Genomic DNA, 25,798 nt, shown 5'->3' on the forward strand with positions numbered 1-25,798 from the left:
ACGGGGCCGCCCCACCGGTACAGCGCAGCACCGCGCTGTACCGGTCGGGCAACCGCCCCGTCAACGAGGGGAGTTCGTCATGAGGACCAACGGGGGCGCGTTCCGCAGGAGCGTTCTGGCACGCAAGGTGCTGCCGGTCGCCGTCGCGACCGGTATCGGAATCGCGGGTCTGACCGCCTGCTCGGGCGACGACGGCGGGGACAAGGCCGGGAAGGCAGGGAAGGCGGGTTCGGACAAGGTCGCGAGCTCCGACGACGCCAAGTCCCGTAACACCAAAGCGGATGCGAAGCCCGCGGGCGACATCGTCAAGACCGCGGCCGGGGCGGAGTTCCCGACCTGGGGCACCCGCTGGGTCGTCCACGCCACTCCGGACATCAACTCGGCGTCCGTCGGCATGATCAACAAGGGTGCGCCCGGCCAGGACCGCATCATCGCCGACCACCAGGTCAACACCGGCCGCAAGGTCTGTGAGGGCAACGCCTGCTCGACCTACATGGCCCACATCACCGGCCCGGTCAGCGGCTACCTCAGCGTCGTCGCCGTCGACATCCCGCAGGACTCGCTGCCCGGCGTCCCGGTCCAGGGCGACGGCGGCCCGCCGCCCGGACAGCCCGGCGGCAGCCGCGAGGAGGCCCTGAAGCGTGCGGCGGGCTGGCTCACCGCCAACGGCGGCGCCCAAGTCCCGTACAGCCAGGGCAAGGTGTGGAAGGACGGCTACCGCCAGGACTGCTCCGGCTATGTCTCGATGGCCCTCGGCCTCGGCGCACCCGGCACCAACACGGTCGGCCTCACCAGCCCCGCGATCACCAAGCCCATCCCGGTGAACGACCTGCGCCCCGGCGACCTGCTCATCGACGCCGACGGCAACAGCAACACCCGTCACGTCGTGATGTTCGAGAAGTGGGACAACCCCGCCCACACCTCCTACACCGCCTTCGAGCAGCGCGGCGGCCACGGCACCGACCACCGCTCGCTGACCTACGGCCTCAACAACAACGTCTACAAGGCGTACCGGCCGCTGAAGTTCAACGACTGAGCCCCGGCCCACTCGTGGGGCGCACGAGGCCAATGAGGCACGACAGACGAAAAAGTACGAGTGACCGGTAAGTTCCACTTGCGAATCCGGTCGGGTCTTCACCACCCGTCCCGAAGTCCCCGACCGGATTCCGTCACGAAATTCACCGGCCCATCCGGACGATTTCCGGATCGTGTCACGAGCGGCACCTCCGCCACAGGGGAGCGGAGGTGCCGCCTCGCATGTACGGCCCGGCTGTGCTCAAATGCCCTCCGTGCATGGGAATCAGAACCGCCCCAACAACCCGCGCCGCAAACCACTGGCGCCATTGCCCGAGCAACTCACCGGTCCGGTACGCGACTTCGCGTCCGCTCTGCGCCATATGCACGGCGAGCTCGGGCTGAGCCTGACGGACCTGGAGAGCAGGCTGCCCGCCAGCCGCTCCTCCCTCTCCCGCTACCTGCGCGGCCAATCCCTGCCCGACGAACGCCTGTTGGTGCAGTGGGGCAAGCTCTCCTTCACGGCCGAGGACCGGCTGCCGGAGCTCGTACGGCTGCTGCATCTCGCCAACGAGGCTGGCGGGACGGGTGAGTTCGGAGACGGTGGGGACGCCGGGGATGGCGGAGACGCCGAGGGTGCGGACGGTGCCGAGGTGTCTCCCGTTGCCCACTCCGCCGCCAACTCCCCTGCGGGGGCCGGGGATTCACCGCACAGCGGCCCCGATGTGACCCCACGGGAGCCGCACAGCAGCGGACCTCCCCGTTCCCGTGCCCGTCGCCGTGGCGTCGTGCTCGCGGTCGTCTGTGTCCTCGCCGTCATCGGCGGCGCCACCGCCCTGGCTCTGAGCCTCGGCGACGACGACTCGTCCGTCTCCGCGGACTCCTCCGACCCGGGCAAGGGCGTCAAGACGGAGCAGGTCACCGTCAACAACGTCGACACGACATGCACCAAGCCGCGTACCCGCCTGTGCCGCATGGGCCTGGCCGAGGACCCGTACCAGCCCTACCGGCCCTCCAACATCGGCGGCTACGTCTGGCACGGCGACCGGCTCACCGCCGACTGCCGGATCGCCAACGGGGTCACGGTCACCGACGAGAAGGGCGGCCACAGCAGCATCTGGTACCGGGTCGACAAGGACGGCAAGAACCTCTGGCTGCCCGGCATCCGCCTGGAGCACGGCCGCCTCCAGTACTCGTCTCTGCGCAACTGCCCTGATACGGCGGCGGGTTGACAGCGGAAGACGTCGAATCGACGGCAGCGGACGCCGAATTGACGACCACGTATGCCGAATTGATGGCCGTCGGCGTCGGGTTCACGGTCACGCCCGCAGGGTGACGGCTCATGTACGGGTCGGGGCCGAACCCGAATGGAAGGCTTGCTTCCGGGTAGCCGCCCAGGAACCGGAACAACAGTCCATCACTTGAGGAGTGAGTTCCATGGGCCTGGGCGGAAGCATCCTGCTGATCGCCGTGGGGGCCATTCTCGCGTTCGCAACGAGCTGGGACCTCGACGGCGCCAACGTCAATCTGATCGGCGTCATCCTGATGGCGGTCGGCCTGCTGGGCACCACCGCGTTCACCAGCATCTACAAGCGCCGCAGGGCAATCGTGCCCCCGACCACGGTGGTCGAGGACCGACACCCGGACCGGCTGCACTGACCGACTGCTCTGACCGGCCCGCCCGGCCGGTCCCCTGAGCGGGCACGGGCCCGCAGGGACGCGATCATGGGAGCAGCGCCCGGCCGTCGCCGGCGCCACCGCAGACCGAGCCCGGCGGCGCCGGGCGCACGACCACGAGGTGACTCCCGCCCATGTCCCTGCCCCGCACCGGCCGCCGGGTCCTCGTCAGCGGGGCCTCCCGCGGACTCGGACGTGCTCTCGCCCATGCCTTCGCCACGAACGGGGACAAGGTCGCCGTCCACTACGGCAGCCGCGCCGAGGAGGCCACGGCCACACTGGCCGCCCTCCCCGGCGACGGCCACACCCTGGTGGGCGGCGACCTCTCCACCCCCGACGGCGCCGCCATCGTCGCGTCTCAGGCGGCCGAACGGCTCGGCGGAATCGACGTCCTGGTCAACAACGCCGCCGTGAACACCCCGCACCCGCCCGCCACCACGGCCTACGAGGAGTGGGTCGCCGCCTGGCGGCAGCACGTGGACGTCAACCTGCTCGCCACGGCGCACCTCAGCCACCTCGCCGCGCACCGCATGATCGAGCAGGGCACCGGCGGCCGCATCGTCAACATCGGCTCCCGGGGCGCCTTCCGCGGCGAGCCCGACCACCCCGCCTACGGCGCCACCAAGGCCGCCGTACACGCACTCGGCCAGTCCCTCGCGGTGGCCCTCGCCCCGCACGGGATCGGCGTGGCCTCCCTCGCGCCCGGCTTCTTCACGACCGAGCGCGTCGCCCACCGCCTCTCCGGCGCCGAGGGCGAAGCCATCCGTACCCAGTCCCCGTACGGGAGGGTGGCCTCCGCCGAGGAGGTAGCGGCAGCCGTACTGTGGCTGGCCTCCCCCGAGTCCGAGTGGTCCGCGGGCACGGTGCTGGACTTCAACGGGGCGTCCTACCTGCGCACTTGAGGCCGGACGGACGCCCGCCCAACCTCACCCCGCCTCACCTCACCTCACCTCAGTCCGTACTCTGCGCGTCCATCCCCGCGAGCACCAACGGCAGCCGGGTGGCGCCCCCTTCGGCCACGACGACCGGAACTCCCCAGTCCTGCTGGTGCACATGGCAGGCCGGGTACTCGTTCTCCGGATCGTCGTCGCAGGAGGCGGCCATCGCCGAGACGTGCAACACCCCTTCCTCCGTCTGGGGGTTGAGGTCCAGCGTCCGGCTGAGCGCGGTGCCCGCACCCTCGCCGTCGATGAGCAGCTCCGGCGGAGTGGCGGAGACGAGCAGCCGGGTGGACGGCCCGTACCGCGTGTCGAGCTTCTGACCGGCCGGGGCCTGGAAGATCACGTCGAGTGCGAGCTTGCCGGGCGCCACCTCGGTCGCCGCGCGCTGGGTGCGGTGCGCGACCGACTCGACGCGTACGGCCTCCTCCGGCAGCCGCAGCCGGGTCAGCCGGTGCCGCGCCGACTCGACCACCACGATGTCGACACTGGGGGCACCTCCCGGTCGAAGACTGGGGGACAGGACGGCATCGGAGGGTTCCCTCAAGTCCGTTGCCAGCGTGGTCACTTCACCGCTCGCCGGATCGAACCGGCGCAGCGCGTGGTTGTACGTGTCGCAGACCGCCACCGAGCCGTCGGGCAGCGCGGTCACCCCGAGCGGATGCTGGAGCAGCGCCTGGCCGGCCGCGCCGTCGCGGTGACCGAAGTCGAACAGACCGGTGCCGACCGCCGTGTGCACCTCGCCCTCCGTGTCCACCCAGCGCAGCGCCGAGGTCTCGGAATCGGCCAGCCACAGCCGGTCACCCGCCTCGGCGAGCCCCGAGGGCTGCGCGAACCACGCCTGGTCGCCGGGGCCGTCCACCAGCCCCTCGTTCGTGGTGCCCGCGGCCACCTCGACCCGGTCCGTGACGGGGTCGTACGTCCACAGCTGGTGCACGCCCGCCATCGCGACCCACATCTTGCCGCCGAACAGCGCCACGTCCCACGGCGAGGACAGGTCGACCTCCCGCGCCGGGCCCTCGGTCGGCGAGCCCTGCCACCACTGCTTTCCGGTGCCCGCGAGGGTGCCCACCCGCCCGGTCGCCAGGTCGAGGGTGCGCAGCGCGTGGTTCACGGTGTCCGCGACGACCACGGTCGAGGAGTCGAGCAGCGCGAGCCCCTGCGGCTCACTGAAGGTGGCGTCCAGCTCGTCCCCGTCGTGGAACCCGCGCACACCGGACCCGATCCGCCGTACGACGCTCTCCCCGTCCGCCGCCAGCTCCACCAGCTGGTGCCGAGTGGTGTCGGAGACCAGCAGATTCCCCGACGGCAGCAGCAACGCCTTGCCCGGGAAGCGAAGGGTCGTCGGCTCCGGCTCCGGCGGTACGAAAGGGCCCTCGCCGCGGCGCAGGGTGCCCTTCGCCTCGTGCTCGGCCTCCAGCTCCGCGACCAGCGCGGCGATCGCGTGCGCATGTCCCTCGCCCGCGTGCTGGGCGACGATGTACCCCTCCGGATCGATCACCACCAGCGTCGGCCAGGCCCGCACCGCGTACTGCTTCCAGGTCGCCAGCTCCGGATCGTCGAGCACCGGATGCTCCACCCCGTACCGCTCGACCGCGTCCACCACCGCCTGGTGCTCCGCCTCGTGCACGAACTTCGGCGAGTGCACCCCGACGATCACCAGCGTGTCCCGGTGCCGCTCCTCCAGCTCGCGCAACTCGTCCAGGACGTGCAGGCAGTTGATGCAACAGAAGGTCCAGAAGTCGAGCACCACGATCCGCCCCCGCAGCCCGGCCAGGCTCAGCTCCTCACCTCCGGTGTTGAGCCAGCCGCCCTTGCCGATCAGCTCGGGGGCGCGGACACGGGCACGGCGGGGGGCGGGCGCGGGAGTGGGCGCCGGGGCGGCATCGTTCATGCTTCAAGCTTGCCATCCGGGTGCGAACGGCGGGTCAAGCGCGGCGGCCCGACCCTTACGCGGGCCTCAGGCAGCTCAGCAGCCGTGTGACCTGACCGTCCTCCTCGGCCACGTCCCGGACATGGCGGTAGCCGACGCGGGTGAGCAGGGCGAGGGAGGCGGAGTTCGGTGCGGCGACCGTGGCGTGGACCTCGGCCAGGCCGAGGGCGTCGAAGCCGTAGGCGGTCAGCGCCGAGGCCAGTTCGGTACCGAGGCCCTGACCCCAGGCCGACGGGGCCAGGGCGTAGACGATCTCGTACCCCTGCTCGACGACCTCGGAGGGCTTGATCTCCGCGTGCCCGACGTAGACCCCGCCCCGCCGCACGGCCCAGACGTCGAACAGTCCTCCCGCGTACACCTTGCTGAAGATCCGGCCGAAGATCGCCCTGATCTCCTCGTCGGCGTACTGCCCGTCGCCCATCCACCGCACCACCTCGGCCCGCCCGAACAGCGCGCGGAAGTCGTCCTCGTCGGCCGGTTCGTAGGGCTCCAGGAGCAGGCGGCCGGTGCGAAGTTCCGGCGAGGCCTGGTGCGTCGGGGTGTCAGTGACGTCAGCGGTGCCAAGGGGGTCAGAGGCCATGGGCGGGGAACGTAAGCGGGTGGCCGCGGAATGACAACGTATTTATGGATCAGCGGTGCCAAAGAGGGACCCTGCCGGACGGCGTCACGACGGAGTCGGGCTCGGCGCCGGACTCCGCCCCTCGGCCTACCCCCCGAGTTTCCCGCCCCCTGACGGGGAAGCAGTCACATCATGATGAACTCCCCCGAAGGCCGCACTTCGCACCCCGGACACCCCGCCCCCTCCGCACGCTCCGGCACCTACCTGGTCCGCGACCGCCTCCTCGGCATCGGCGAGGACTATTGGATCGAGGACGCGCACGGCACCAAGGTGTTCCTCGTCGACGGGAAGGCCATGCGGCTGCGGGACACCTTCGAGCTGAAGGACACCCGGGGGCGGGTCCTCGTCGACATCCACAAGAAGATGTTCGCCCTGCGCGACACGATGGTGATCGAACGCGAAGGCTCCGACCTCGCCACCATCAAACGCAAACGCCTCTCGCTGCTGCGCAACCACTACCGCGTACGGCTCGTCGACGGCACCGAACTCGACGTCAGCGGGCGGATCTTCGACCGCGAGTTCGTCGTCGAGTACGACGGCGAACTGCTCGCCGTCGTCTCGCGGCGCTGGCTGCGCGTACGGGAGACGTACGGGGTGGAGATCCTCCGGGAGGATGCCGATCCGGCCCTGCTCATCGCGATCGCGGTGTGCGTGATCCATCTCGCGGATCTGGAGCGGGACAAGCGGGAGAGGGAGCGGCGCGGGGAGGGCGACGGAGGCGAATAGGCCACGCCGTCGCCCTTGGGCTTCCGTCCGGTCAGGCGTCCAGCACTCGGGCTGCCGCGCGGGGATCCATCAGGTTGGACCAGGCCTGCTCGGCCGGGAGGAGATCCCGCTCGGGGAGGGCGTACTCCGGGTACCAGCCCTCCGCTTCGCACCCGGGGACATTGCTCAGTACCAGGGTCGACAGGTTGGCAGGTACCGAGCCGGTGATCCGTACGGCCACATAGGTCTCGTGCCCGTCGTCCGCGCGTACCTGTAGGCCGAGGGTGAACGTGTCGAAGTCGACCGCGTGCTCCTGACCGTCGCGGAGCGTCGCGTACGTGAGGTCCCACAGCGTCGCGCGCAGCTCCTTGACGAAGCGGACACCGGCCTCGGCTCGGTATCTGACGTGGTCGTCGCGGCCGGGAAGGAGGTGTGCGGTGTGCGTGGCCGTTCTCAGGCCTTGGGCGTGCCCTGCGTTGTAGCGCGCACGAGCGGCTTTGGCCTCGGTCTCGAGTGAGGCGTAGAAGTCGTCCGCCGAGCCGTTCTCACGATGGCCGGCCGCCACCACCCACGGCAGGTCCGCGTCGACCCACACCGCGCCGCGCCACCGTTGCACCTTGACCTTCAGCAGCACCCGGTCGTCGACCGCGCGGATACGTTCGTGCTTCGCCTCGTCGTGGGCGAACTGTTCTGCCGCCTTCGCCAGTAACGGGTGGTCGATCTCGTCCAGGGGAACGGTGACGGGCGGCAGCGCGAGGGCGAGGTCCTCCCGCAGACAGCGCAACGTCGGTCGTACTGGTCGCATGAATCAGTGCCTTTGGGCCTACTCGTCGATTCCGCCGACGGAGTCCAGCTCCTCGGCGGTGAGCCCCGTGAGCAGCATGACGTCCGCCTTCAGTGAACCGTCCAGCACACTCAGCGCCTCCACCATGCCGGAGCGCAGATCGTCCCGGCGCTGCTCCAGGTACAGATGTACCGCTTCGGCGACGAGATCCTTCTTGGTCAGCCCGAGGAAGTGCGCACCCTGGGTGATCATCTTGTCCGTGTCCGGATCGACTTTCAGCGGCGCTTGTCTGGTCGGTTTCGCGGCCGTGCTCATCGCTTTGCCTCCTTCACCCGTCGCTGTGATCCATGGTACCCAAATACCTCAGGTATCTGTGAGGACGAGGACGAATCGGGTCCGGGACGGGCTCCGCTCAGCCTTCCCGCCCCAACACCCGATCCTTCAACGCCGGAAAGTCCTCCCGAACCGTGGCCACGCGGCTCACGTCGATGTCGACCGTCAGGACCTCCTCGCCGGGCCCCGCCTCCCCGAGGACTTCCCCCCACGGGTCGACGACCAGGCTGTGCCCCGCCTGAAGTACCCCCGCGTGCGTGCCCGCCGAGCCGCAGGCGAGGACGTAGGACTGGTTCTCGACGGCGCGGGCGCGGGCGAGGAGGGACCAGTGGGCGGCGCGGCGTTCGGGCCAGCCCGCGCAGATGACGAGGACTTCGGCGCCGAGGTCGACCAGGCCGCGGAAGAGTTCGGGGAAGCGGAGGTCGTAGCAGGTGGCGAGGCCGAGGGTGGTGCCGGGGACGGGGACCGTGACGAGGTCCTTGCCCGCGCCCATCAGGACCGCCTCGCCGCGGTCGAAGCCGAAGCGGTGGATCTTCCGGTAGGTGGCGGCGAGTTCGCCCTCGGGGGTGAAGACGAGGGAGGTGTTGTAGAGGGTGCCGTCGGTGTCGCGCTCGGGGATCGAGCCCGCGTGCAGCCAGACGCCGGTGTCGCGGGCGGCCTTGGCCATGGCCTCGTACGTGGGCCCTTCGAGGGGTTCGGCCTCGTCCGCGAAACGCTGGAAGGCGAAGGCTCCGGTCTTCCACAGCTCGGGCAGGACGACCAGATCGGCGCCCGCCTGTTCCCTGACCAGTGAACTGGCCCGCTCACGGCGGGAGTCGATAGGTTCGTTGTCGTCCGGACCGATCTGGATCAGAGAGGCGCGCACACTACCACCGTCCTGGTGTGGATAACGTCATTCACCGTCAACTCAGCCTACGATCGTCACCCGAAAGCACTGCCGAGGTGCCTTCCGGCAGCGTACTGTCTGTAGCGGGGGAGCCCCCGGTCTTCCACGCCCGAAACAGCCGTCCGCTGCTGCCGCAGACCGGCGAAAACCGCTGTCCGTCGTACGTTCGCCACGCCCGAGGGGTCTTGTGAGTCTCCATCCCAGCCTTCAGACCTATGCCGATGCCTGGACCCACTCCGTGGAAGCGATATCCCAGCTCGTGCAGCCGCTTCCGGAGGGGGAGTGGAACCGGGCGACTCCGTGCCCGGGCTGGTCGGTGCGGGACATCGTCTCCCATGTGATCGGCCTGGACTGCGAGGCGTTGGGCGACCCGCGTCCGATCCACAGCCTGCCGCGCGACCTCTTCCACGTACGGACCGACGCCCAGCGCTACATGGAGATCCAGGTCGACGCGCGGCGCCACCACACCGCGCCGGAGATGACCGCGGAGCTGGAGTACACGATCATCCGGCGGTCGCGGCAGCTGCGCAACGAGTCCCGTGAGCCGGACGCCGTGATCCGCGGTCTCGGCGGCAAGGAGCAGTCGCTCCAGGTCTCGCTGATGAACCGCGCCTTCGACGTCTGGGTGCACGAACAGGACCTGCGGGCGGCGCTGGGCACGCCGGGCAACCTCGACTCCCCCGGTGCCCAGGTGGTCCGGGACATGCTGCTCACCTCGCTGCCCAAGGTGATCGCCAAGGACGCGGGCGCGCCGCCGAAGTCGGCGATCGTCTTCGACGTGAGCGGGCCGCTGGAGTTCCTGCGCACCGTCCGGGTCAGCGCGGACGGCCGCGGCTCCATCGACGGTTCGCCCTCGCTCGGCCCCACGCTCACGCTGGCCCTCGGCTGGGAGACCTTCTACAAGCTGGCCTGCGGCCGGGTGACGCCCGAGGCCGCCGCCGGTGACATCAAGGCGGACGGCGACCAGGCCCTCGCGGAGGCGATCCTGCGGGAGTTCGTCGTCACGCCGTGAGTGACGTGTAGTACGGCGTACCGGCGCCCGTACGCGAGGTCCATCGTGGTCCTCGGGTACGGGCGTCCGCGCGTGCACGACCTCCGTACGCCGGTACGTGCCTCACTTGCGCACGCCAGCAAGCGCACCGCTACGCCGGTACGTGCACCGTCTCCACCCTGCTCGCCACCAGCCGTTCGCGTTCCCTGCGGATCACCTTCGGGCGCAGGCGCAGGATCTGGACGAGACCGACGGCCTGGAGGACGAAGAGGGCGCAGAAGGCCAGGCGGTAGTTGTCGTCGGTGAGGTCCAGGAGGACGCCGACCGCGAGGAGTGTCGTCATCGAGGCGGTAAAACCACCCATGTTGACGATTCCGGAGGCGGTGCCCTGACGTTCCGGCGGGTTCGCGGGGCGGGAGAAGTCGAAGCCGATCATCGAGGCGGGGCCGCAGCCGCCGAGCACGATGCACAGCACCACGAGCAGCCACATCGGTGCGTGGGCGCCCGGCCAGGCGAGCGTGAGGGCCCACGCGCAGGCGCTGGCGGCGACGGAGCCGAGCGCGATCGGCGCGCGTGCCTCCTGATGCCGGGCGATGACGTGCCCGAAGACCGGGCCGACGACCATGCTGGAGAGCACCACCACGGTGAGCAGCAGTCCGGCCGTAGCGTGCGACAGGCCCTGCGCCTCGACGAGGAACGGCAGTCCCCACAGCAGCAGGAAGAACATCGCCGAGAACTGGGTGGTGAAGTGCACCCACAGGCCGAGCCGGGTGCCGGGCTCCTGCCAGGAGGCGGCGATCTGGCGGCGTACGAAGGCGGCGCCGTGGTGCGCGGCGGGCTGCGGCTCCTGGCCCTCCGGGTGGTCGCGCAGGAACAGCAGCACCAGGACCAGGACGACGACACCGCACAGGGCGCTGCCCGCGAAGGCGGCCGTCCAGCCGAGGTCGTGCAGCAGCCGGGCGAGGACCAGGGTGGAGATCAGGTTGCCCGCCATGCCGACCAGACCGGCGAGTTGGGCGATCATCGGTCCGCGCCGGGCGGGGAACCAGCGGGTGCCGAGCCGCAGCACGCTGATGAAGGTCATCGCGTCGCCGCAGCCGAGCAGGGCGCGCGAGACGAGCGCCAGGGTGAACGAGGTGGAGAGCGCGAAGCCGAGCTGTCCGACGGTGAACAGCAGCGCGCCCGTGGCCAGGACCCGCTTGGTGCCGAGCCGGTCGATGAGCAGTCCGACGGGTATCTGCATGCCCGCGTAGACCAGGAGCTGGAGGATCGAGAAGGTGGACAGGGCCGAGGCGTTGACGTCGAAGCGGTCGGCGGCGTCCAGGCCCGCGACGCCGAGCGAGGTGCGGAAGGTGACCGCGACGAAGTAGACGGCGACGCCTATGGACCAGACGGCTATCGCGCGACGGCCCCCGGGCGGATCGCCCGGCAGCGCGGCGACAGGCTTCGCGGCCCCTGACGCGCTCATCGGGTCTCGCCCCGGGCCAGGTGCGAGAACCAGCTCACATGGCCGTGGACGAGGGCGACCGCGTCCTCGACATCGCCGTCGCGCAGCGCCTGGAGGATCTCGGCGTGCTCGGCGATGTTCTTGGCGATCCGGTCGGGATGCGAGTGCATGACGGCCACGCCCATCCTCAACTGCCGGTCGCGCAACTGGTCGTAGAGGCGGGAGAGGATCGCGTTGCCACCGTGCCTGACGATCTCGGCGTGGAAGCAGCGGTCGGTGACGGCGGTGGCCGCCAGGTCCCCGGCCGCGGCCTGCGCCTTCTGCCGCTCCAGGAGTTCCTCCAGGCGCGCGAGGAGCGCGGGCGGCGCGGGCACCGCCTTGCGTACGGCGTGCGTCTCCACCAGCTGCCGTGTCTCGACGACGTCGGCGATCTCCTGCGCGGAGACCGGCAGCACCATCGCGCCCTTCTTCGGATAGAGCTTGAGCAGCCCCTCGACCTCCAGCTTGAGCAGCGCCTCGCGTACGGGGGTGCGCGAGACCCCGACCGCCTCGGCCAGCTCGCCCTCGGTGAGCAGGGTGCCGCCCTCGTAACGGCGTTCCAGTACGGCCTGTTTGACGTGCTGGTATACGCGTTCGGCGGCGGGCGGCTGCTTGTTGGCGGCGGGAGTGGCGGGCGTGCCGGGGGCGGCGTCGGCGGTGAGCGACGCGGGGGCGGAAGGCATGCGCACAGCTTAGATGCAACACGTACGCATGAGGCGGGACGTTCCGGCATGCGGACATCCCGGCCAAGTACCGCATGCCGGGAACCAAGGAGCCCGGCGAACGCGTATTCTCCTGAGGACCCCGCTCCCCACGCCTCGCGCGGTTTTCCACGCGCGCAATACACGGGGTTCTCCTGAGAGTTGATCCACCGCCCACCACCCCACGACCATCACCGGCACCTCCGCCACGGGACAAACACACCTTTGACGGCGAACAACGCTTTGACGGCAAAAACCGTGAATGCCACCGATCCGCGCATGCCACGCAGCGCGCGACGCGGGCGGCGGGTGCTCAGTGGGCGACGACGCACGACGACGTATACGGACACCGCGCACAGCGGACAGCGAACCATGGGGGTACGTGCAGTGAGCGCACGTCTTCGCACCAACGGGGCCCGGCGCGCGAGCGCGGCCGTCGCCCTCGGCACCGGGCTCGTGCTGGCCGGAGGTGCCCTCGCGGCGCCGGCCCACGCCGCCGCGGCACCGACGGTCGGCGCCAAGGGCGCCTACCTGCTCGACAACGCCAACGGCAAGAGCCTGTACAGCAAGGCCGCCGACACCCGGCGCCCGATGGCCAGCACCACCAAGATCATGACGGCGGCGGTCGTCCTCGACACCAAGAACGTCGACCTCAACCGCAAGATCACCATCAAGAAGGAGTACCGCGACTACGTCACCAAGGTCGGCGCCAGCACCGCCGACCTGCGCGCGGGTGACAAGCTCACGGTGCGCCAGCTCCTCTACGCGACGATGCTGCCCTCCGGCTGCGACGCCGCCATGGCCCTCGCGGACAGCTTCGGTTCGGGCTCGACCTCCGCCGCCCGGACGAAGTCCTTCATCTCCAAGATGAACGCCAAGGCCAAGGAACTCGGCCTGAAGAACACCTCGTTCGACTCCTTCGACGGCAACTCGCCCGGCAAGAAGACCTATACGAGCCCGCGCGACCTGGCCAACCTGACCCGTCACGTGATGCGCAAGAACGACTTCCGTACCGTCGTGAAGTCCACGAAGACGGTCCAGAAGGCGCCCGCGAGCAACGGCGGCACCCGTACCTACACCTGGTACAACACCAACAAGCTGCTCGGCTCCTACAAGGGCACCATCGGCGTCAAGACCGGCACCAACACCCCCGCCGGGCCCTGCCTGGTCTTCGCCGGTACACGCGGCTCGAAGACCGTGGTCGGCGTCCTGCTCAACGACACCGGCGACCGCTTCAAGGACGCCGCCAAGCTCATGGACCACGCCTTCGGGACCAAGACGGCGAAGGACATGACGGTGCGGAAGTTGCCCAAGGGGGCGCAGCGGGACTGAGCGGGCCGCGGTCGTCCGGGCTCGGGTGAACCGAGCGCGACCGCGACCACGACCACGACGGACAGCGGGAAAGGGAGCTGCCGCCCCGGAGGGGGTGGGGCTCTCTTTTCCGTTTCCGGGATACTTCTGACAGTCCGGGCAAGGCAACCGAACAGGTGCGGGACACCTCTTCTGTCGCGGGACCGTTCCTGACGACTCGTGGCCCATGAGCCATGGCCCATGAGCTGAGGGCCGAGGGCTGAGGACCAGGCGCCCCCGAACCCGTAATCAGGGAACAGGACTTGAGGCGTGTGTGAGTACCGGCCTCACTCCCCCGCCTCGAACCGTGCCAGCAGTTCCCTGCTCGCCTCGGTGAACGGATGGGCGGGACCCAGCCCTTGTGCGCGCCGTGCGACGACGTCGGCCAGCAAGGCGGTGGCCGCGTCCGGTCGGCCGAGCGCGTAGCGCGTGCGGGCGTGGAGTTGCTGGGCCGCGAGGGTCAGGGGGAAGTCCGGGCCGAAGCGGCGTACGTAGCTGCCGTGGACCTCGCGGATCGCCGTGTCCGCCTCCTCGTGACGGCCGAGGAGGAAGAGCGCCCAGGCGTGGTTGTGCCGGGCCCCGAGCGTGACCGTGTGCTCCGGGCCGAGAGCCTGCGCGCAGTCGGCGGGGAGGGAGAAGAGGCCAGAGTCGTCGCTCGTGGCCTGTTCACCGGCACCTTGCTCGACGGCGCTCTGCTCAATGGCGAGTTCGTCCGCCGTCAGCCGGGTCAGCAGGCTGGAGCGGGAACGCAGGGTCAGTGCGTGCCGAGGGCCGAAGAGCGCCCGCCTTCCGGCCACCACGGACCGCAGGAGAATCAGCGACTCCTCTCGCCTGCCGAGGTTGGCCAGTACCAACTGGAGCCCGTGCGCGGTGTCCAGGGCGTCCTCGTCCCCGGATCCGAACAGTTCCTGCTGCGTGGTGTGGACCCGGCTCAGCTGCTGCTCCGCCTCCTCGTACCTGCCCAGCCGGAAGAGTGACCGGCCCACGCGTGAGTGCGCGGCGAGGACGGCACGGTGCTCGTCGCCGAGGAGGGGCTCCGCGTACGCCGCCGCCGTACGGACGGTCTCCCAGCCGGACAGGTAGTCGCCCTGCCGGTGCAGGGCGACCGACAGCCGGGTGGCGACCCGCAGCGCGTCCGCCGCGGTCTCGGGGTCGGTGGTGCGCCGGATCAGGGCGAGCGCGTGCGGCGCGATCAGCCGCAGCATCGGCTCCTCCGGGCCCAGGTCCGGCACTTGGGGGATCGCGGCGTCGAGCAGGAGTACCGCGGTCTCGTTCAGTACGCGCAGGTCCTCGGGGCCGATGGCGGCCGCAACGCTGTCGAGCAGGATCCCGTGGGTCTGCGCACACCGCACCCCGAGGTCGACCAGCTCGGTCAGGGACTGGTCGAGCAGGGCACGCAGCGCCGTTTCGCAGCGTTCCCGGGGCAGCGCGGCGCTGATCCGTTCACTGTTCAGCAGGGGCAACGGCAGCGGCTCGGGGGCGAAGCGGGACAGCAGACGCAGCAGGGAGGCAGCCTCCGGCAGGCCGTGCGCGGCAAATGCGTCGAGCGTCAACTGCCAGGTTCTGCCGACGAGTTGGCGCGGCTCCTGGGGCGCGAGGGTTTCGGCGCCCCGGTCGAGCAGGCGCACGCCGTGCTCGGTGTCGAGGTGCCGTCCGTAGAGTTCCATGGTCCACGGGTCGAGCACCTGGTGGGACAGGAAACCACCCGCGAGGACGAGCGCCAGCGGCAGTCGGCCGAGCCGGTCCGCGATCTCTCCCGCCTCCGCCATGCTGCCGCTGTGCGGGGCGAGGTCGCACAGCACCCGGGCCGCGTCCTCGCGGGGCAGCACCCCGATGTGCTGCAACTGGGCACCGGGCCACCAGCGCGGCGCCGCCCGGCGGCTGGTGACCAGGACCGTGCCACGGGGGCTGGTACGCAACCAGCCCCCGTCCCGGAGGATTTCGGGATCGTCGGCGTTGTCCAGGACGAGAAGCCACGGTTCGGCCGACCGTTCGAGGTAGCCCCACACCAGATCGGCCGCGGGACGCAGGCCGTTGCGGGCGGCCAGCAGTTCGCCGTCACCTGCGCCCCGGTCCGCGGCCACCGCGAGCATCCCGGCACGCAGGGACGCCCGGTCGGCGGCGTTCACCCACAGGCCGATCCGCTCGTCGTCCCGGACGACGGACTGAAAGAAGGCATGTGCCACGGCGGTCTTGCCGCTGCCGCCCATGCCGTGCAGGACGTAGAGCCGCCCCTCGCTCTCGGCGACACCCTCGCGCAGTCGCTCCAGCACCTCCGTACGGTCACGCAGCACCACGGGGCCCCGGCCCACGGCGGGACGGCGCACCGAGTCGGGTCCGCCCGGCCCTGGGGGCGTGTCCCCGTGGTGGTGGTACTCGGTGATGTGCTGATCCCCTGTCGTCTGGTAGATGCGGCCGGACTCGTGCGCGCGGCCGTCCATTCCTCCGCCCATCGTGCGGCTCAACCTCCGGTGGTGTGCTGCTCGCGACCCGACTCGTAAGCCCGCGTTTCCTGTACCGCTTCCCCGTACTGATTCCCGGCGGCTTTGCACTACTACCGCACATTGGATGGTTACAGTATTTACTCAATGGGGCAACTGAGGCCTGCTGTTACCCCGCCATCTCTTTGGGCTTGCGAGAGAACGATTCTCCAGGCGCATCCTGTCGCACACATTCAGCCAATCATTCTCACTGCACTACGAACTACTGCCACCCTTTGCTACGGTCCACTCACGCGCATGCCCGTATGCGTGCATAGCCGTACGTAACGCACACCTGTAGCGATCGAATCCTTTTCATCTCATCGCATGGCCGACAGGAGGACCCATGGCCCGCCCTTGGGAGGCAGACCCGACGTCGAAATTCAAACGGCGCCTCGGTAAATCACCTCAAGAGTTAGGCAATACCACCGACAGCCCGGACTGCCCGGACATCTGGGAACTGGAAAATGGTGATGTCGCCGTCATCGGGCGGGACTTGACCGAGGCGATGCGTGCTGGACTCCCGCACGGGGTGAGCATCGGAGCGGACGAAAGGCTCGTAGTGATCCCGCGGAACATGATGGTTGCGGCGAAACCGGATATCCCAAATGTTTGACTCATTCCCTGGAGCACACTCCGAACGCCTGCTACGGCCCGAGTACCACCAGGACTTCTGGGCATTCTTCGAAAGCGGAATCCATTCCCTGAACAAGCTGGAGCGAGGCCAGCATTTCAAGGAGCGCGGGTTCGCGAGCTGGGAAGCCTTCTCCGTCGGCGATTGGCCCACGGCACTCTCACTCGTCGAGGAAAGACGGGAAGCCTACGAGGAACAATCCCGCAAAGCAAAGCAGTTGGACATTCCGCATCGGCGTCTGCGCGTGGTCGAATTCCCCGTCACGCCCTACGTGCAGTGGGAAATGCACGTGTTGCGAGTGCGGCTGGAGGTGGGCGAGGACATCCGGATCATGGATGCCCGCGAAATCTCCCACCTCGAGCGAACTCACAAGGTTCCCGAAGTCGTACTCCTCGGGGACCGCGTGATGTACGAAGTCGTCTACGACGAGGACGGAAACGCCGACGGGGCACGCAAGTTCACGGATCCGGCGCTCATCCGGGAGACCTCGGACGGGTTCGCCGCTCTCTACGAACAGGCGGAAGAGTTCGGGCAGTTCTTCGCTCGCGAGATCGAGCCGTTGCCCGCCCCGGAGGTCGACACACGGGCCGCAACGGCGTCGCACGCCCCCCGCTAGGGCACGTACGTCGCACTGGGGCACGTACGTCATGCGTCCGGCCCCCGACATTGGCGGTACAGATCATTCCGCTTGTGCAGGAACTACGCCTTTCTTGTGCATGAGTTGACCACCGTATAGCGTCCCGACCTGCACGAATCAGGGAATCACAGCAGGTGGGGGACATGGCGGAGGAAAGTGGCGGACTCACGGCGGCCGGGGCGTGGGGGCAGGCGGTCGCGGCTGTTGCGGTGGTGTCCGCGCTCGGTGTCGGGCTGTGGACGGCCGGGGAGCAGGACTCGTCGTCCACCACCGCCTCCTCCTCGCCGGCCACCTGCTCGGAAGGCGAGTCCCGCACCGCGACCCCGACGCCCGGGAAGGCGGGCCGGACGCCGGTCCTCGGACAGCAGCTGTGCGAGGTGCTGAACCGTTCCGATCTGGCCGAACTGCTCGGCACCCCGGGGGAGTTGGTGAAGTCGGCGAACGGCAGTGACAGTTCGGTGCGCACCGGCAGCGGCAAGGAGATCGCCACGCCCTCGGCCAAGGTCGAGCTGCCGACCTACACCGTGAATCTGGAGGCGACCTACGACCGGCTTCCGGTCGCCGGGTCCGCCTCGCTGCTCGGGAGCGATGCCCGCCCGCGCACCTTCCTCGACCGGCCCGCGGTGCTCTACTCCAGCCGTACGCTCAGCATTCGCTTCCGCCTCGACGGGAGCGATGCCGAGAGCGGCCCGGGTGTACCGGCACGTGTGCTCTCCGTTGCCCAGGACGCCGGGGACAGCGGCGGCTCGTACGAGCTGAGCATCTGGCGCGAGGACGGTGGCGTGCCCGACGACGCGACGCTGCTGCACGTCGCCGAGACCGTGTTGCCGACCCTCCCCGGGTGGACCGGCGACGGCGCCTGAGAAAGTGTTGGGTAACTGAGTAGTTACTCGTTCTTGAGGTCGTCGGCGAGGCGGCGTGCGGCTTCGGTCTCGATGGGGCCGTGGGGTGTGACTGTCTCGCCGGCGAGGCGGGCGGCCATGAGCCGGATCATGGCCACTTTGATCATCGCTTCGGCGTGGGCCGTCTTGCGTTCATAGTCCCGGGCCAACCGTCGACACCGCCCCAGCCAGGAGAAAGTCCGTTCCACCACCCATCTGCGGGGCAGTACCTGGAACCCTTTCACATCCGCGTTGCGCGGGACGGCGACGATCTCGATGTTCTCCGTCCGCTTGGCCCAGCCCACGAGAGCACGGTCGACCTGGTTGACGTAGCCGCCATCCACCCATACCAACCCGACCTGCGGGAACAGCGTGTGCAGCCCGCTCAGCACGATTCTGGCTCCGGACCGGTCCTGCACCGAGGCCGAGTGGACCACCGTCCGCAACAGCAGACCGCAGGTGTCGACGAGGATGTGCCGCTTGCGGCCCCGCACCCGCTTGCCCGCGTCGTATCCGATCGCCTCACCACCCTGGTGACTGCGCACCGACTGCGAGTCCAGCACCCCGGCAGACGGCTGCGGATCCCGACCGTCCGCGACACGCACCCGATCCCGCAAAGCGTCGTGGAGCCGATCCCACGTCCCGTCCGCACTCCACAGACGAAACCATCGGTAAGCGGCATCCCAGGGCGCAAGGTCACGCGGAACCAGCCGCCAGGCACACCCACTGCCCAGCACATACAGGACCGTATCGATGATCAACCGGCGCCCGAACTTCAACGGGCGCCCACCACGAGACACATCCCGCACCGGCAACAACGGCTCGATCACCGCCCACTGAGCATCCGTCAACGACGTGTCATAGACCGGCTTGCACACACAGACACACACGCGAAGTGATCTTCGTGGACACCACCCACGAAGATCACCACCCGAAGTTGATCAATTACCCAACACTTTCTGAGCCGTACCGCCCGGCTCACCCCGTCTCAGCCCGGCTCAGCCCGGCTCACCCCGTCTCACCCCGTCTCAGCCCGGCTCACCCCGACACGAGCCGGATCACCGCCGCGCCCTGCGTGTCCCAGCCCGCCAACTGAAGCTTGAACACGCCCGGTTCGGGATCAGGGCGCTTGGGAGCGGCGTCCGCGTCGGTGCAGCCGAGCATGCCGCCGCCACCGCCGTCGAAGAAGGTGAAGATGGGGCCGCAGGTGCCCTTCAGGGTGCCGTTGCCGCCGCTGCCACTGGCGAGGGTCAGATCGAAGTCGACGCTCTGCTTCTTCTTCAGTTTCTGCACCGCGAAACTGCCGCCGCCCACCGCGAAGCTCGTCGGCCCGTCGATGGCCACCTCGCACGTGCCGTCCGCGCAGGCCCCGTAGCGGGATCCGTCGGAGGCCTTCACGGCGGGCGCGGGGGCCGGGCTCGTACGGGTGGGGCTCGGACTGGGCACCGCGCTACTCGCCGAGGCGCTGGGGCGGGCGGAGGGTTCGGCGGGCGCGGAACTGGCTCCTGTCTTGCCCTTCGCGTCGCCCCCGGCCCCCACGTCGTCACTGTCGCCGTCGCCGTCGGAGGAGCCGCAGGCGGACAGGAGCAGGGCGAGGAGTGCTGCTCCGGCGATCGGCCCGAACGTGCGCGGACGTACCGATGAGACGGCGAGGGGGCTCATACCAACTCCCGTGGTGGGGCGCCGAGATGCGGACAGCGCCTGTCTACCGGCGGGGCATGGGGACCCCTCCCGCTGAGATATGCCCGTACCTCCTCCGGCCCCCAACCCCCGCGGGCCCGACAGGAGTTACCTCCCATCGGGCCCGCGAGTCACAACCACCGGGGTCAACAACCCCCCGGATCAGCTCAGTTCCACGTAATGAGCCGCTTCGGCTGCTCCAGGATCGACGCGATGTCGGCCAGGAACTTGGAGCCGAGTTCGCCGTCGATCAGGCGGTGGTCGAAGGACAGCGCCAGGGTGGTGACCTGGCGGGGCTTGACCTTGCCCTTGTGGACCCAGGGCTGGAGCTTGATCGCGCCGAGGGCGAGGATGGCGGATTCGCCCGGGTTCAGGATGGGCGTACCGGTGTCGACGCCGAAGACGCCGACGTTGGTGATGGTGATCGTGCCGCCCTGCATGTCGCCCGGGGAGGTCTTGCCCTCGCGGGCGGTGGAGACCAACTCGGCCAGGGAGGCAGAGAGTTCGGGCAGGGTCTTGTCGTGCGCGTCCTTGATGTTCGGCACGATCAGACCGCGCGGGGTGGCCGCGGCGATGCCCAGGTTCACGTAGTGCTTGAGGACGATCTCCTGGTTGGCCTCGTCCCAGGCGGCGTTGACGTCCGGGTTGCGGCGGATCGCCACCAGCACGGCCTTGGCGATGAGCAGCAGCGGGTTGACCCGCATGCCCGCCGGGAGGCCGTACTCGTCGGGGTTGGCCTTGAGTTCCTCGACCAGGCGCATGGTGCGGGTCACGTCGACCGTCACGAACTCGGTGACGTGCGGCGCGGTGAAGGCCGAGCCGACCATGGCCTGCGCGGTCATCTTGCGTACGCCCTTGACCGGGATCCGGGTCTCGCGGGCACCGGGAGCCGGAGCCGCGACCGGGGCGGCCGGAGCCTGTGCGGGCGCGGGGACCGGAGCCGGGGCGGCGGGGGCCGCGGGAGCCTGCGGGGCCGCGGCCGGGGCCGCCGCCGCGTGGACGTCCTCGCGGGTGATGATCCCGTCCGGGCCGGTCGGGGTGACCGTAGCCAGGTCGACCCCGAGGTCCTTGGCGAGCTTGCGCACCGGCGGCTTGGCCAGCGGGCGGGCACCGGCGGGAGCCGCCGGGGCCGGGACCACGGGGGCCGGGGCGGCCGGAGCCGCGGGCGCGGCGCTGCCGTTGAGTTCCGCCTGTACCGCCGCCGCGGCCGGTTCCGGCCGGCTCGCCGGGGCCTTGCGCGGGCGGCGCTTGGTGGAGGACTCGGCGACGCCGTAGCCGACCAGGACCGGCTGGCGGCCCTTGGGGGCTTCCTCGCCGGACTCGGCGGCGGGCTGCGCGGCGGGGGCCTCGGGGGCCGGGGCCTCGCCGGAGCCGCCGACCTCGACCGCGATGATCACCTGGCCGACGTCGACCGTGGTGCCCTCGGCGTAGCGCAGTTCACGGACCACACCGGTGAACGGGATGGGCAGTTCGACCGCGGCCTTGGCGGTCTCCACCTCGCACACCGCCTGGCCGTCGGTGACCTCGTCACCGGGCTGGACGTACCACTTGAGGATTTCCGCCTCGGTGAGTCCCTCGCCGACGTCGGGCATCTTGAACTCGCGCAACTGGGACTGCGTCATGCTGGTCACGCCTCTCCTCAGTACGCCAGCGAGCGGTCGACGGCGTCGAGCACTCGGTCAAGGCCTGGCAGGTATTCCTCTTCGAGGCGGGCCGGCGGGTAGGGGGCGTGGTAGCCGCCGACCCTCAGCACCGGGGCCTCCAGGTGGTAGAAGCACCGCTCGGTGATCCGGGCGGCGATCTCCGCGCCGGAGCCGAGGAAGACCGGGGCCTCGTGGACCACGATCAGGCGGCCGGTCTTCTCCACCGACTTCTGCACGGTGTCGAAGTCGATCGGCGAGAGCGAACGCAGGTCCACGACCTCCAGGGAGCGGCCCTCCTCCTGGGCGGCCTGAGCGGCCTCCAGGCAGACCTTCACCATCGGGCCGTAGCCGACCAGCGTGGCGTGGGTGCCCTCGCGGACCACCTGGGCGCCGTGCAGCGGGGCGGGGATCGCCTCGGTGTCGACCTCGGTGCGGTCCCAGTAGCGCCGCTTGGGCTCGAAGAAGATCACCGGGTCGTCGGACTGGATGGCCTGCTGCATCATCCAGTACGCGTCCGAGGCGTTCGAGGGCGAGACCACCTTGAGGCCCGCGACGTGCGCGAACAGGGCCTCGGGCGACTCGGAGTGGTGCTCGACCGCGCCGATGCCGCCGCCGTAGGGGATACGGATGACGACGGGCAGCTTGACCTTGCCGAGCGCGCGGGCGTGCATCTTGGCGAGCTGCGTGACGATCTGGTCGTACGCGGGGAAGACGAAGCCGTCGAACTGGATCTCCACGACCGGGCGGTAGCCGCGCAGGGCCAGGCCGATCGCGGTGCCGACGATGCCGGACTCGGCGAGCGGGGTGTCGATGACCCGGTCCTCGCCGAAGTCCTTCTGCAGACCGTCGGTCACCCGGAAGACGCCGCCGAGCTTGCCGACGTCCTCGCCCATGACGAGGACCTTCGGGTCGGCCTCCATCGCGGCGCGCAGGGATTCGTTGATCGCTTTGGCGAGTGCCAACTTCTCGACTGCCATGGTCACTTGCCCTCACCCTCGGCCGGGGCGTCCGCGAACGACGCCTGGTAGGCGGCGAACTGGGCGCGCTCCTCGTCGACGAGCGCGTGCCCGTCGGCGTAAACGTTCTCGAAGATGGCGAGGTTGTCCGGGTCCGGCATGGCCCGTACCACCTCACGTACTCGCTTGCCCAACGCCTCGCTCTCCGCGTCGAGTTCCGTGAAGAAGGCCTCGTCGGCGAACTTCTCGGACTCCAGGTACGCGCGCAGCCGCAGGATCGGGTCCTTGGCCTCCCAGGCCTGCCGCTCCTCGTCGTGCCGGTAGCGGGTGGGGTCGTCGGAGGTGGTGTGCGCGCCCATGCGGTACGTGAACGCCTCGACCAGGGTGGGTCCTTCGCCGCGACGGGCACGCTCCAGCGCCCACCGGGTCACGGCGAGGCAGGCCAGTACGTCGTTGCCGTCCACGCGGACGCCGGGGAAGCCGAAGCCCTGGGCGCGCTGGTAGAGCGGCACCCGGGTCTGGCGCTCGGTCGGCTCCGAGATCGCCCACTGGTTGTTCTGGCAGAAGAAGACCACCGGGGCGTTGTAGACCGCGGAGAAGGTGAACGCCTCGGCGACGTCGCCCTGGCTGGAGGCACCGTCACCGAAGTACGCGATCACCGCGCCGTCGGAGCCGTCCTTGGCGACGCCCATCGCGTAGCCCGTGGCGTGCAGCGCCTGCGAGCCGATCACGATCGTGTACAGGTGGAAGTTGTTGCTGTTCGGGTCCCAGCCGCCGTTGTTCACGCCGCGGAACATGCCGAGCAGATTGGTCGGGTCGACCCCGCGGCACCAGGCGACGCCGTGCTCGCGGTAGGTCGGGAAGACGTAGTCGTCCTCGCGGGTGGCGCGGCCGGAGCCGATCTGGGCGGCCTCCTGGCCGAGCAGCGAGGCCCACAGGCCCAGCTCGCCCTGGCGCTGCAGCGAGGTGGCCTCCGCGTCGAAGCGGCGCGTGAGGACCATGTCGCGGTACAGGCCGCGCAGCTCCTCGGGGGTGATGGCGTCGACGTACGAGGCGAAGTCGGCGTCCGCGGCGTTCTTCGTCGGCTCGACACGCTTGCCCTCGGGGGTCAGAAGCTGGATCAGCTCCGGCTCCGTCCCCGTCGTCTCCTGGGCGGACGCTGCTTTCTTGGCGCTCGCGCGCTTGGTGCCGCCGCTGCGGCGTGGTTTCCGCTCGGCAGTGCTCTCCACGGTCACGTGTGCTCCTCCGTCGGTCCGGTCCCCGGGATCTGCCGGGAACCGGTGTCTTTCCCGGCCTTGAGAAGCCGGGAAAGGGCGGCTCGCCTGCAGTCCGTCCCGCGCACGGGGTGGGTACGACTCGGCCGGACAACAGGTTTGGGCGTTGTCCCGGCGAGCCCTGCAAGAGGCACGTTACCCAGTGCTCCAAGCATCCGCGAAACCCCTCTGACCTGCGCTTTTACTTGGATTTCCAAGTAAACTCGCGGGGAGGGGATCGCCGCTGGTCACAGCTCCACAGTGAGCCGGAACACGCGAACGTTAACCCGGGCACCCCGGGCTCGGGAAGAGTCGACCTTTCTCTCAGGGGTGCACCCCCGTACACCCGCCACTGTCCGTCCGCCGCAGTTCACGGGGTGTCCCACAACAGTTCCGCGGACCGACCACCCGGCCCGGCGGGCGCCGCCGACCGGCCGGGAAGCTGGGCGCGGACCACTGTGTGACACTTACAGCGTGCCTGAGAACGGACATAACGGATACAGCGGACCCGGCGGAAGCGGCGGAGCCGATGGCACCGGCGGCACGATCAGGGTCTTCCTCGTCGATGATCACGAGGTCGTCCGGCGGGGCGTGCACGAGCTCCTCGCGGGCGAGGACGACATCGAGGTGATCGGCGAGGCCGGTACCGCCGCCGACGCCCGGGCCCGTATCCCGGCCGCCCGGCCCGACGTCGCGGTACTCGACGTACGCCTCCCGGACGGCAGCGGTGTCGAGGTCTGCCGCGAGATCCGCTCCGCCGACGAGAACATCAAGTGCCTGATGCTCACCTCGTACTCCGACGACGAGGCACTGTTCGACGCGATCATGGCCGGCGCCTCCGGCTATGTGCTCAAGGCGATCCGCGGCGAGGAACTGCTCTCGGCGGTACGGGACGTCGCCGCCGGAAAGTCGCTGCTCGACCCGGTGGCCACCTCCCGGGTACTGGAGCGCCTGCGCGAGGGCAAGACCGGCGGCACCGAGGACCAGCTCGCCGATCTGACCGACCAGGAGCGCCGGATCCTCGCCCTGATCGGCGAGGGCATGACCAACCGCGCCATCGGCGAGCAGCTCCACCTGGCCGAGAAGACCATCAAGAACTACGTCTCCAGCCTGCTGTCCAAGCTCGGCATGCAGCGCCGCTCCCAGGCCGCGGCCTTCGTGGCCCGGATGGAGGCGGAGAAGGGCGGCGGCTCCGGCGGCTCGGGCGGAAGCGGAGGGTCCGGTGGGGGCGGGAGTTTCGGCGGGGGTGGCTCGGTCGGCCCTGGTGGGGGTGGCGGGACCGGTGGTGCGGGGGGCGGCGGGGAGTCGGGGCTGGGATAGCGGTACGGCGGGGGCTTCGGCGGACGAGCTGGGGCTTTCACGGGCATGCGGCGGGTGCGTACGAGCGGAATGCGGGCGAGGGAGCCTCACGTACGGGCGGGAGGGTCTCACGTACAGGCGGGGCAGCCTCACGTACACGGGGCTTGGGCGGGGCAGTGCCACGTAGAAGCGGAATGTCGGCAAGGGCGACGGGACGGCGCCGGGCAGGGGCGGCGGGACAGCTGGGCCCCGGCCGGGCGGGTGAGGTCGCGAGGACCGGTCCGACCTGGGATTTCCGGCTTGGCCGGGTTGGGGGGTTTCGGGACTTACGGCCCCGTGAAGCAGAGGCCGGGGCCTCTTCAGCCGGGCGGCGCGAGCGGGGACATTGGTGTGCATGCCCAGCCACGAACAGCGCGCCATCCAGCTGCTCAGCCGCACCGCCCACGGTCGACTGGCCGCGAGCAGGAGGGCCATGCCCTTTGTGGCCGCTGCCCGGCACATCGTGGCGGACGGCCATCTCATGCTCCGGATGCACAAGGGCCACGGCTACCACGAGGCCTGTATCGGCTCCGTGGTCGCCTACGGCACCGACAACGCCGCCACCAGCGCCCCCGACGCCGGTCAGTGGACCGTCCAGGTCATCGGCACCGGTGAGTGGGCGGACCCCTCGCCCGAGCAGATCGGCCTCTTCGGTCCGGAGCCGGGCACCGTCGACGGCGACCCCTTCGAGCCGGTGTACATCCGGCTGACCCCGCAGTTCGTGACCACGCACTCCACCGACAACGGCCTGGAGCGCGATTTCGCCCGCCTGGAACGCCGCGGACCGCACCTGCCGGGGCCCCGTCCCTCGCCGGAGAACGGACCGGCGGACGGAGTGGCCTGACGGGCGGGCGCTGGTCGGCGCCTGTCCGGTGAGCT

The 25,798-nt window shown here is 70.0% G+C and carries 24 protein-coding genes and 1 pseudogene; 12 read left to right on the top strand and 13 right to left on the bottom strand.

Annotated features, from left to right (window positions below):
- Nucleotides 1-79 precede the first annotated feature (79 nt).
- The 4 genes from HUT18_RS16145 to HUT18_RS16160 all read left to right on the top strand — a co-directional run bounded on the left by HUT18_RS16145 (nt 80) and on the right by HUT18_RS16160 (nt 3,593).
- Nucleotides 80-1,036, top strand: coding sequence for a hypothetical protein (locus HUT18_RS16145; RefSeq protein ID WP_176101350.1), 957 nt, complete (start codon nt 80-82; stop codon nt 1,034-1,036).
- Nucleotides 1,037-1,280: 244 nt separating this feature from the next.
- Nucleotides 1,281-2,246, top strand: a complete 966-nt coding sequence (locus HUT18_RS16150; protein ID WP_176101351.1) for a helix-turn-helix transcriptional regulator — start codon at nt 1,281-1,283, stop codon at nt 2,244-2,246.
- Between the two features lie 205 nt (nt 2,247-2,451).
- Nucleotides 2,452-2,673, top strand: coding sequence for a DUF6458 family protein (locus HUT18_RS16155; RefSeq protein WP_176104575.1), 222 nt, complete (start codon nt 2,452-2,454; stop codon nt 2,671-2,673).
- 152 nt (nt 2,674-2,825) lie between these two features.
- A complete protein-coding gene (locus HUT18_RS16160; RefSeq protein WP_176101352.1) occupies nt 2,826-3,593 on the top strand; it encodes an SDR family NAD(P)-dependent oxidoreductase in 768 nt (255 codons plus the stop codon).
- Between the two features lie 49 nt (nt 3,594-3,642).
- On the opposite strand, the gene HUT18_RS16165 is transcribed toward HUT18_RS16160, so the two are convergent.
- Together HUT18_RS16165 and HUT18_RS16170 are read right to left on the bottom strand one after the other, a co-directional pair.
- Complete coding sequence (locus tag HUT18_RS16165) at nt 3,643-5,523, bottom strand: NHL domain-containing thioredoxin family protein (RefSeq protein ID WP_176101353.1); 1,881 nt, start codon at nt 5,521-5,523, stop codon at nt 3,643-3,645.
- A gap of 55 nt (nt 5,524-5,578) precedes the next feature.
- Entirely contained in the window at nt 5,579-6,142 is a 564-nt protein-coding gene (locus HUT18_RS16170) for a GNAT family N-acetyltransferase (RefSeq protein ID WP_176101354.1), read from the bottom strand.
- 171 nt (nt 6,143-6,313) lie between these two features.
- Here HUT18_RS16170 and HUT18_RS16175 point away from each other — a divergent pair, with 171 nt between their 5' ends.
- On the top strand, nt 6,314-6,907 hold the full coding sequence (locus tag HUT18_RS16175) for an LURP-one-related/scramblase family protein (RefSeq protein WP_254878636.1): 594 nt from the start codon (nt 6,314-6,316) through the stop codon (nt 6,905-6,907).
- A 31-nt stretch (nt 6,908-6,938) separates the two neighbouring features.
- On the opposite strand, the gene HUT18_RS16180 is transcribed toward HUT18_RS16175, so the two are convergent.
- The 3 genes from HUT18_RS16180 to HUT18_RS16190 form a co-directional block, all read right to left on the bottom strand.
- Nucleotides 6,939-7,691, bottom strand: coding sequence for a hypothetical protein (locus HUT18_RS16180; RefSeq protein WP_176101355.1), 753 nt, complete (start codon nt 7,689-7,691; stop codon nt 6,939-6,941).
- 18 nt (nt 7,692-7,709) lie between these two features.
- The gene (locus tag HUT18_RS16185; RefSeq protein WP_176101356.1) at nt 7,710-7,985 is read right to left on the bottom strand and encodes a hypothetical protein; all 276 of its coding nucleotides are present in this window, start codon (nt 7,983-7,985) and stop codon (nt 7,710-7,712) included.
- A 97-nt stretch (nt 7,986-8,082) separates the two neighbouring features.
- A complete protein-coding gene (locus HUT18_RS16190; protein WP_176101357.1) occupies nt 8,083-8,868 on the bottom strand; it encodes a carbon-nitrogen family hydrolase in 786 nt (261 codons plus the stop codon).
- Nucleotides 8,869-9,076: 208 nt separating this feature from the next.
- Between HUT18_RS16190 and HUT18_RS16195 the strand changes: the two genes are divergently transcribed.
- A complete protein-coding gene (locus tag HUT18_RS16195; RefSeq protein WP_176101358.1) occupies nt 9,077-9,901 on the top strand; it encodes a maleylpyruvate isomerase family mycothiol-dependent enzyme in 825 nt (274 codons plus the stop codon).
- A gap of 130 nt (nt 9,902-10,031) precedes the next feature.
- On the opposite strand, the gene HUT18_RS16200 is transcribed toward HUT18_RS16195, so the two are convergent.
- Together HUT18_RS16200 and HUT18_RS16205 are read right to left on the bottom strand one after the other, a co-directional pair.
- Complete coding sequence (locus HUT18_RS16200) at nt 10,032-11,348, bottom strand: nitrate/nitrite transporter (protein ID WP_176101359.1); 1,317 nt, start codon at nt 11,346-11,348, stop codon at nt 10,032-10,034.
- A complete protein-coding gene (locus HUT18_RS16205; RefSeq protein WP_176101360.1) occupies nt 11,345-12,049 on the bottom strand; it encodes a GntR family transcriptional regulator in 705 nt (234 codons plus the stop codon). Before HUT18_RS16205 ends, HUT18_RS16200 begins: the two co-directional genes overlap by 4 nt.
- Before the next feature lie 474 nt (nt 12,050-12,523).
- On the opposite strand from HUT18_RS16205, the gene HUT18_RS16210 reads away from it, so the two are divergent.
- Nucleotides 12,524-13,399 carry a D-alanyl-D-alanine carboxypeptidase family protein gene (locus HUT18_RS16210; RefSeq protein WP_368661567.1) on the top strand — a complete coding sequence of 292 codons (876 nt, stop codon included), beginning with the start codon at nt 12,524-12,526 and terminating at the stop codon, nt 13,397-13,399.
- Nucleotides 13,400-13,704: 305 nt separating this feature from the next.
- Here the strand turns inward: HUT18_RS16210 and HUT18_RS16215 are convergent, their stop codons facing one another.
- A complete protein-coding gene (locus tag HUT18_RS16215) occupies nt 13,705-15,870 on the bottom strand; it encodes a tetratricopeptide repeat protein (protein ID WP_254878637.1) in 2,166 nt (721 codons plus the stop codon).
- A 373-nt stretch (nt 15,871-16,243) separates the two neighbouring features.
- Between HUT18_RS16215 and HUT18_RS16220 the strand changes: the two genes are divergently transcribed.
- The 3 genes from HUT18_RS16220 to HUT18_RS16230 all read left to right on the top strand — a co-directional run bounded on the left by HUT18_RS16220 (nt 16,244) and on the right by HUT18_RS16230 (nt 18,031).
- Nucleotides 16,244-16,513 (top strand): hypothetical protein, encoded by a 270-nt coding sequence (locus tag HUT18_RS16220; protein ID WP_176101362.1) that lies wholly within the window; start codon nt 16,244-16,246, stop codon nt 16,511-16,513.
- Entirely contained in the window at nt 16,506-17,147 is a 642-nt protein-coding gene (locus tag HUT18_RS16225; RefSeq protein WP_176101363.1) for a DUF6879 family protein, read from the top strand. Before HUT18_RS16220 ends, HUT18_RS16225 begins: the two co-directional genes overlap by 8 nt.
- Before the next feature lie 164 nt (nt 17,148-17,311).
- Complete coding sequence (locus HUT18_RS16230; protein ID WP_176101364.1) at nt 17,312-18,031, top strand: DUF6215 domain-containing protein; 720 nt, start codon at nt 17,312-17,314, stop codon at nt 18,029-18,031.
- Nucleotides 18,032-18,054: 23 nt separating this feature from the next.
- On the opposite strand, the gene HUT18_RS16235 is transcribed toward HUT18_RS16230, so the two are convergent.
- From HUT18_RS16235 to pdhA, 5 genes are all read right to left on the bottom strand, one after another.
- Nucleotides 18,055-18,939, bottom strand: coding sequence for an IS5 family transposase (locus HUT18_RS16235; RefSeq protein WP_176101365.1), 885 nt, complete (start codon nt 18,937-18,939; stop codon nt 18,055-18,057).
- A gap of 148 nt (nt 18,940-19,087) precedes the next feature.
- Complete coding sequence (locus tag HUT18_RS16240) at nt 19,088-19,711, bottom strand: hypothetical protein (protein WP_176101366.1); 624 nt, start codon at nt 19,709-19,711, stop codon at nt 19,088-19,090.
- Nucleotides 19,712-19,896: 185 nt separating this feature from the next.
- Nucleotides 19,897-21,360, bottom strand: a complete 1,464-nt coding sequence (locus tag HUT18_RS16245; protein WP_176101367.1) for a dihydrolipoamide acetyltransferase family protein — start codon at nt 21,358-21,360, stop codon at nt 19,897-19,899.
- Between the two features lie 8 nt (nt 21,361-21,368).
- Nucleotides 21,369-22,349, bottom strand: coding sequence for an alpha-ketoacid dehydrogenase subunit beta (locus HUT18_RS16250; RefSeq protein ID WP_176104578.1), 981 nt, complete (start codon nt 22,347-22,349; stop codon nt 21,369-21,371).
- Nucleotides 22,350-22,351: 2 nt separating this feature from the next.
- Nucleotides 22,352-23,563, bottom strand: coding sequence for a pyruvate dehydrogenase (acetyl-transferring) E1 component subunit alpha (pdhA, locus tag HUT18_RS16255; RefSeq protein ID WP_176101368.1), 1,212 nt, complete (start codon nt 23,561-23,563; stop codon nt 22,352-22,354).
- Nucleotides 23,564-24,127: 564 nt separating this feature from the next.
- Between pdhA and HUT18_RS16260 the strand changes: the two are divergent.
- Both HUT18_RS16260 and HUT18_RS16265 read left to right on the top strand, forming a co-directional pair.
- A pseudogene (locus tag HUT18_RS16260) lies at nt 24,128-24,763 on the top strand (response regulator); the annotation flags it as partial.
- A gap of 511 nt (nt 24,764-25,274) precedes the next feature.
- A complete protein-coding gene (locus tag HUT18_RS16265) occupies nt 25,275-25,763 on the top strand; it encodes a pyridoxamine 5'-phosphate oxidase family protein (protein WP_176101369.1) in 489 nt (162 codons plus the stop codon).
- The last annotated feature ends 35 nt before the right edge of the window (nt 25,764-25,798 follow it).

The organism is Streptomyces sp. NA04227 (assembly GCF_013364195.1).
Taxonomy (GTDB): domain Bacteria; phylum Actinomycetota; class Actinomycetes; order Streptomycetales; family Streptomycetaceae; genus Streptomyces.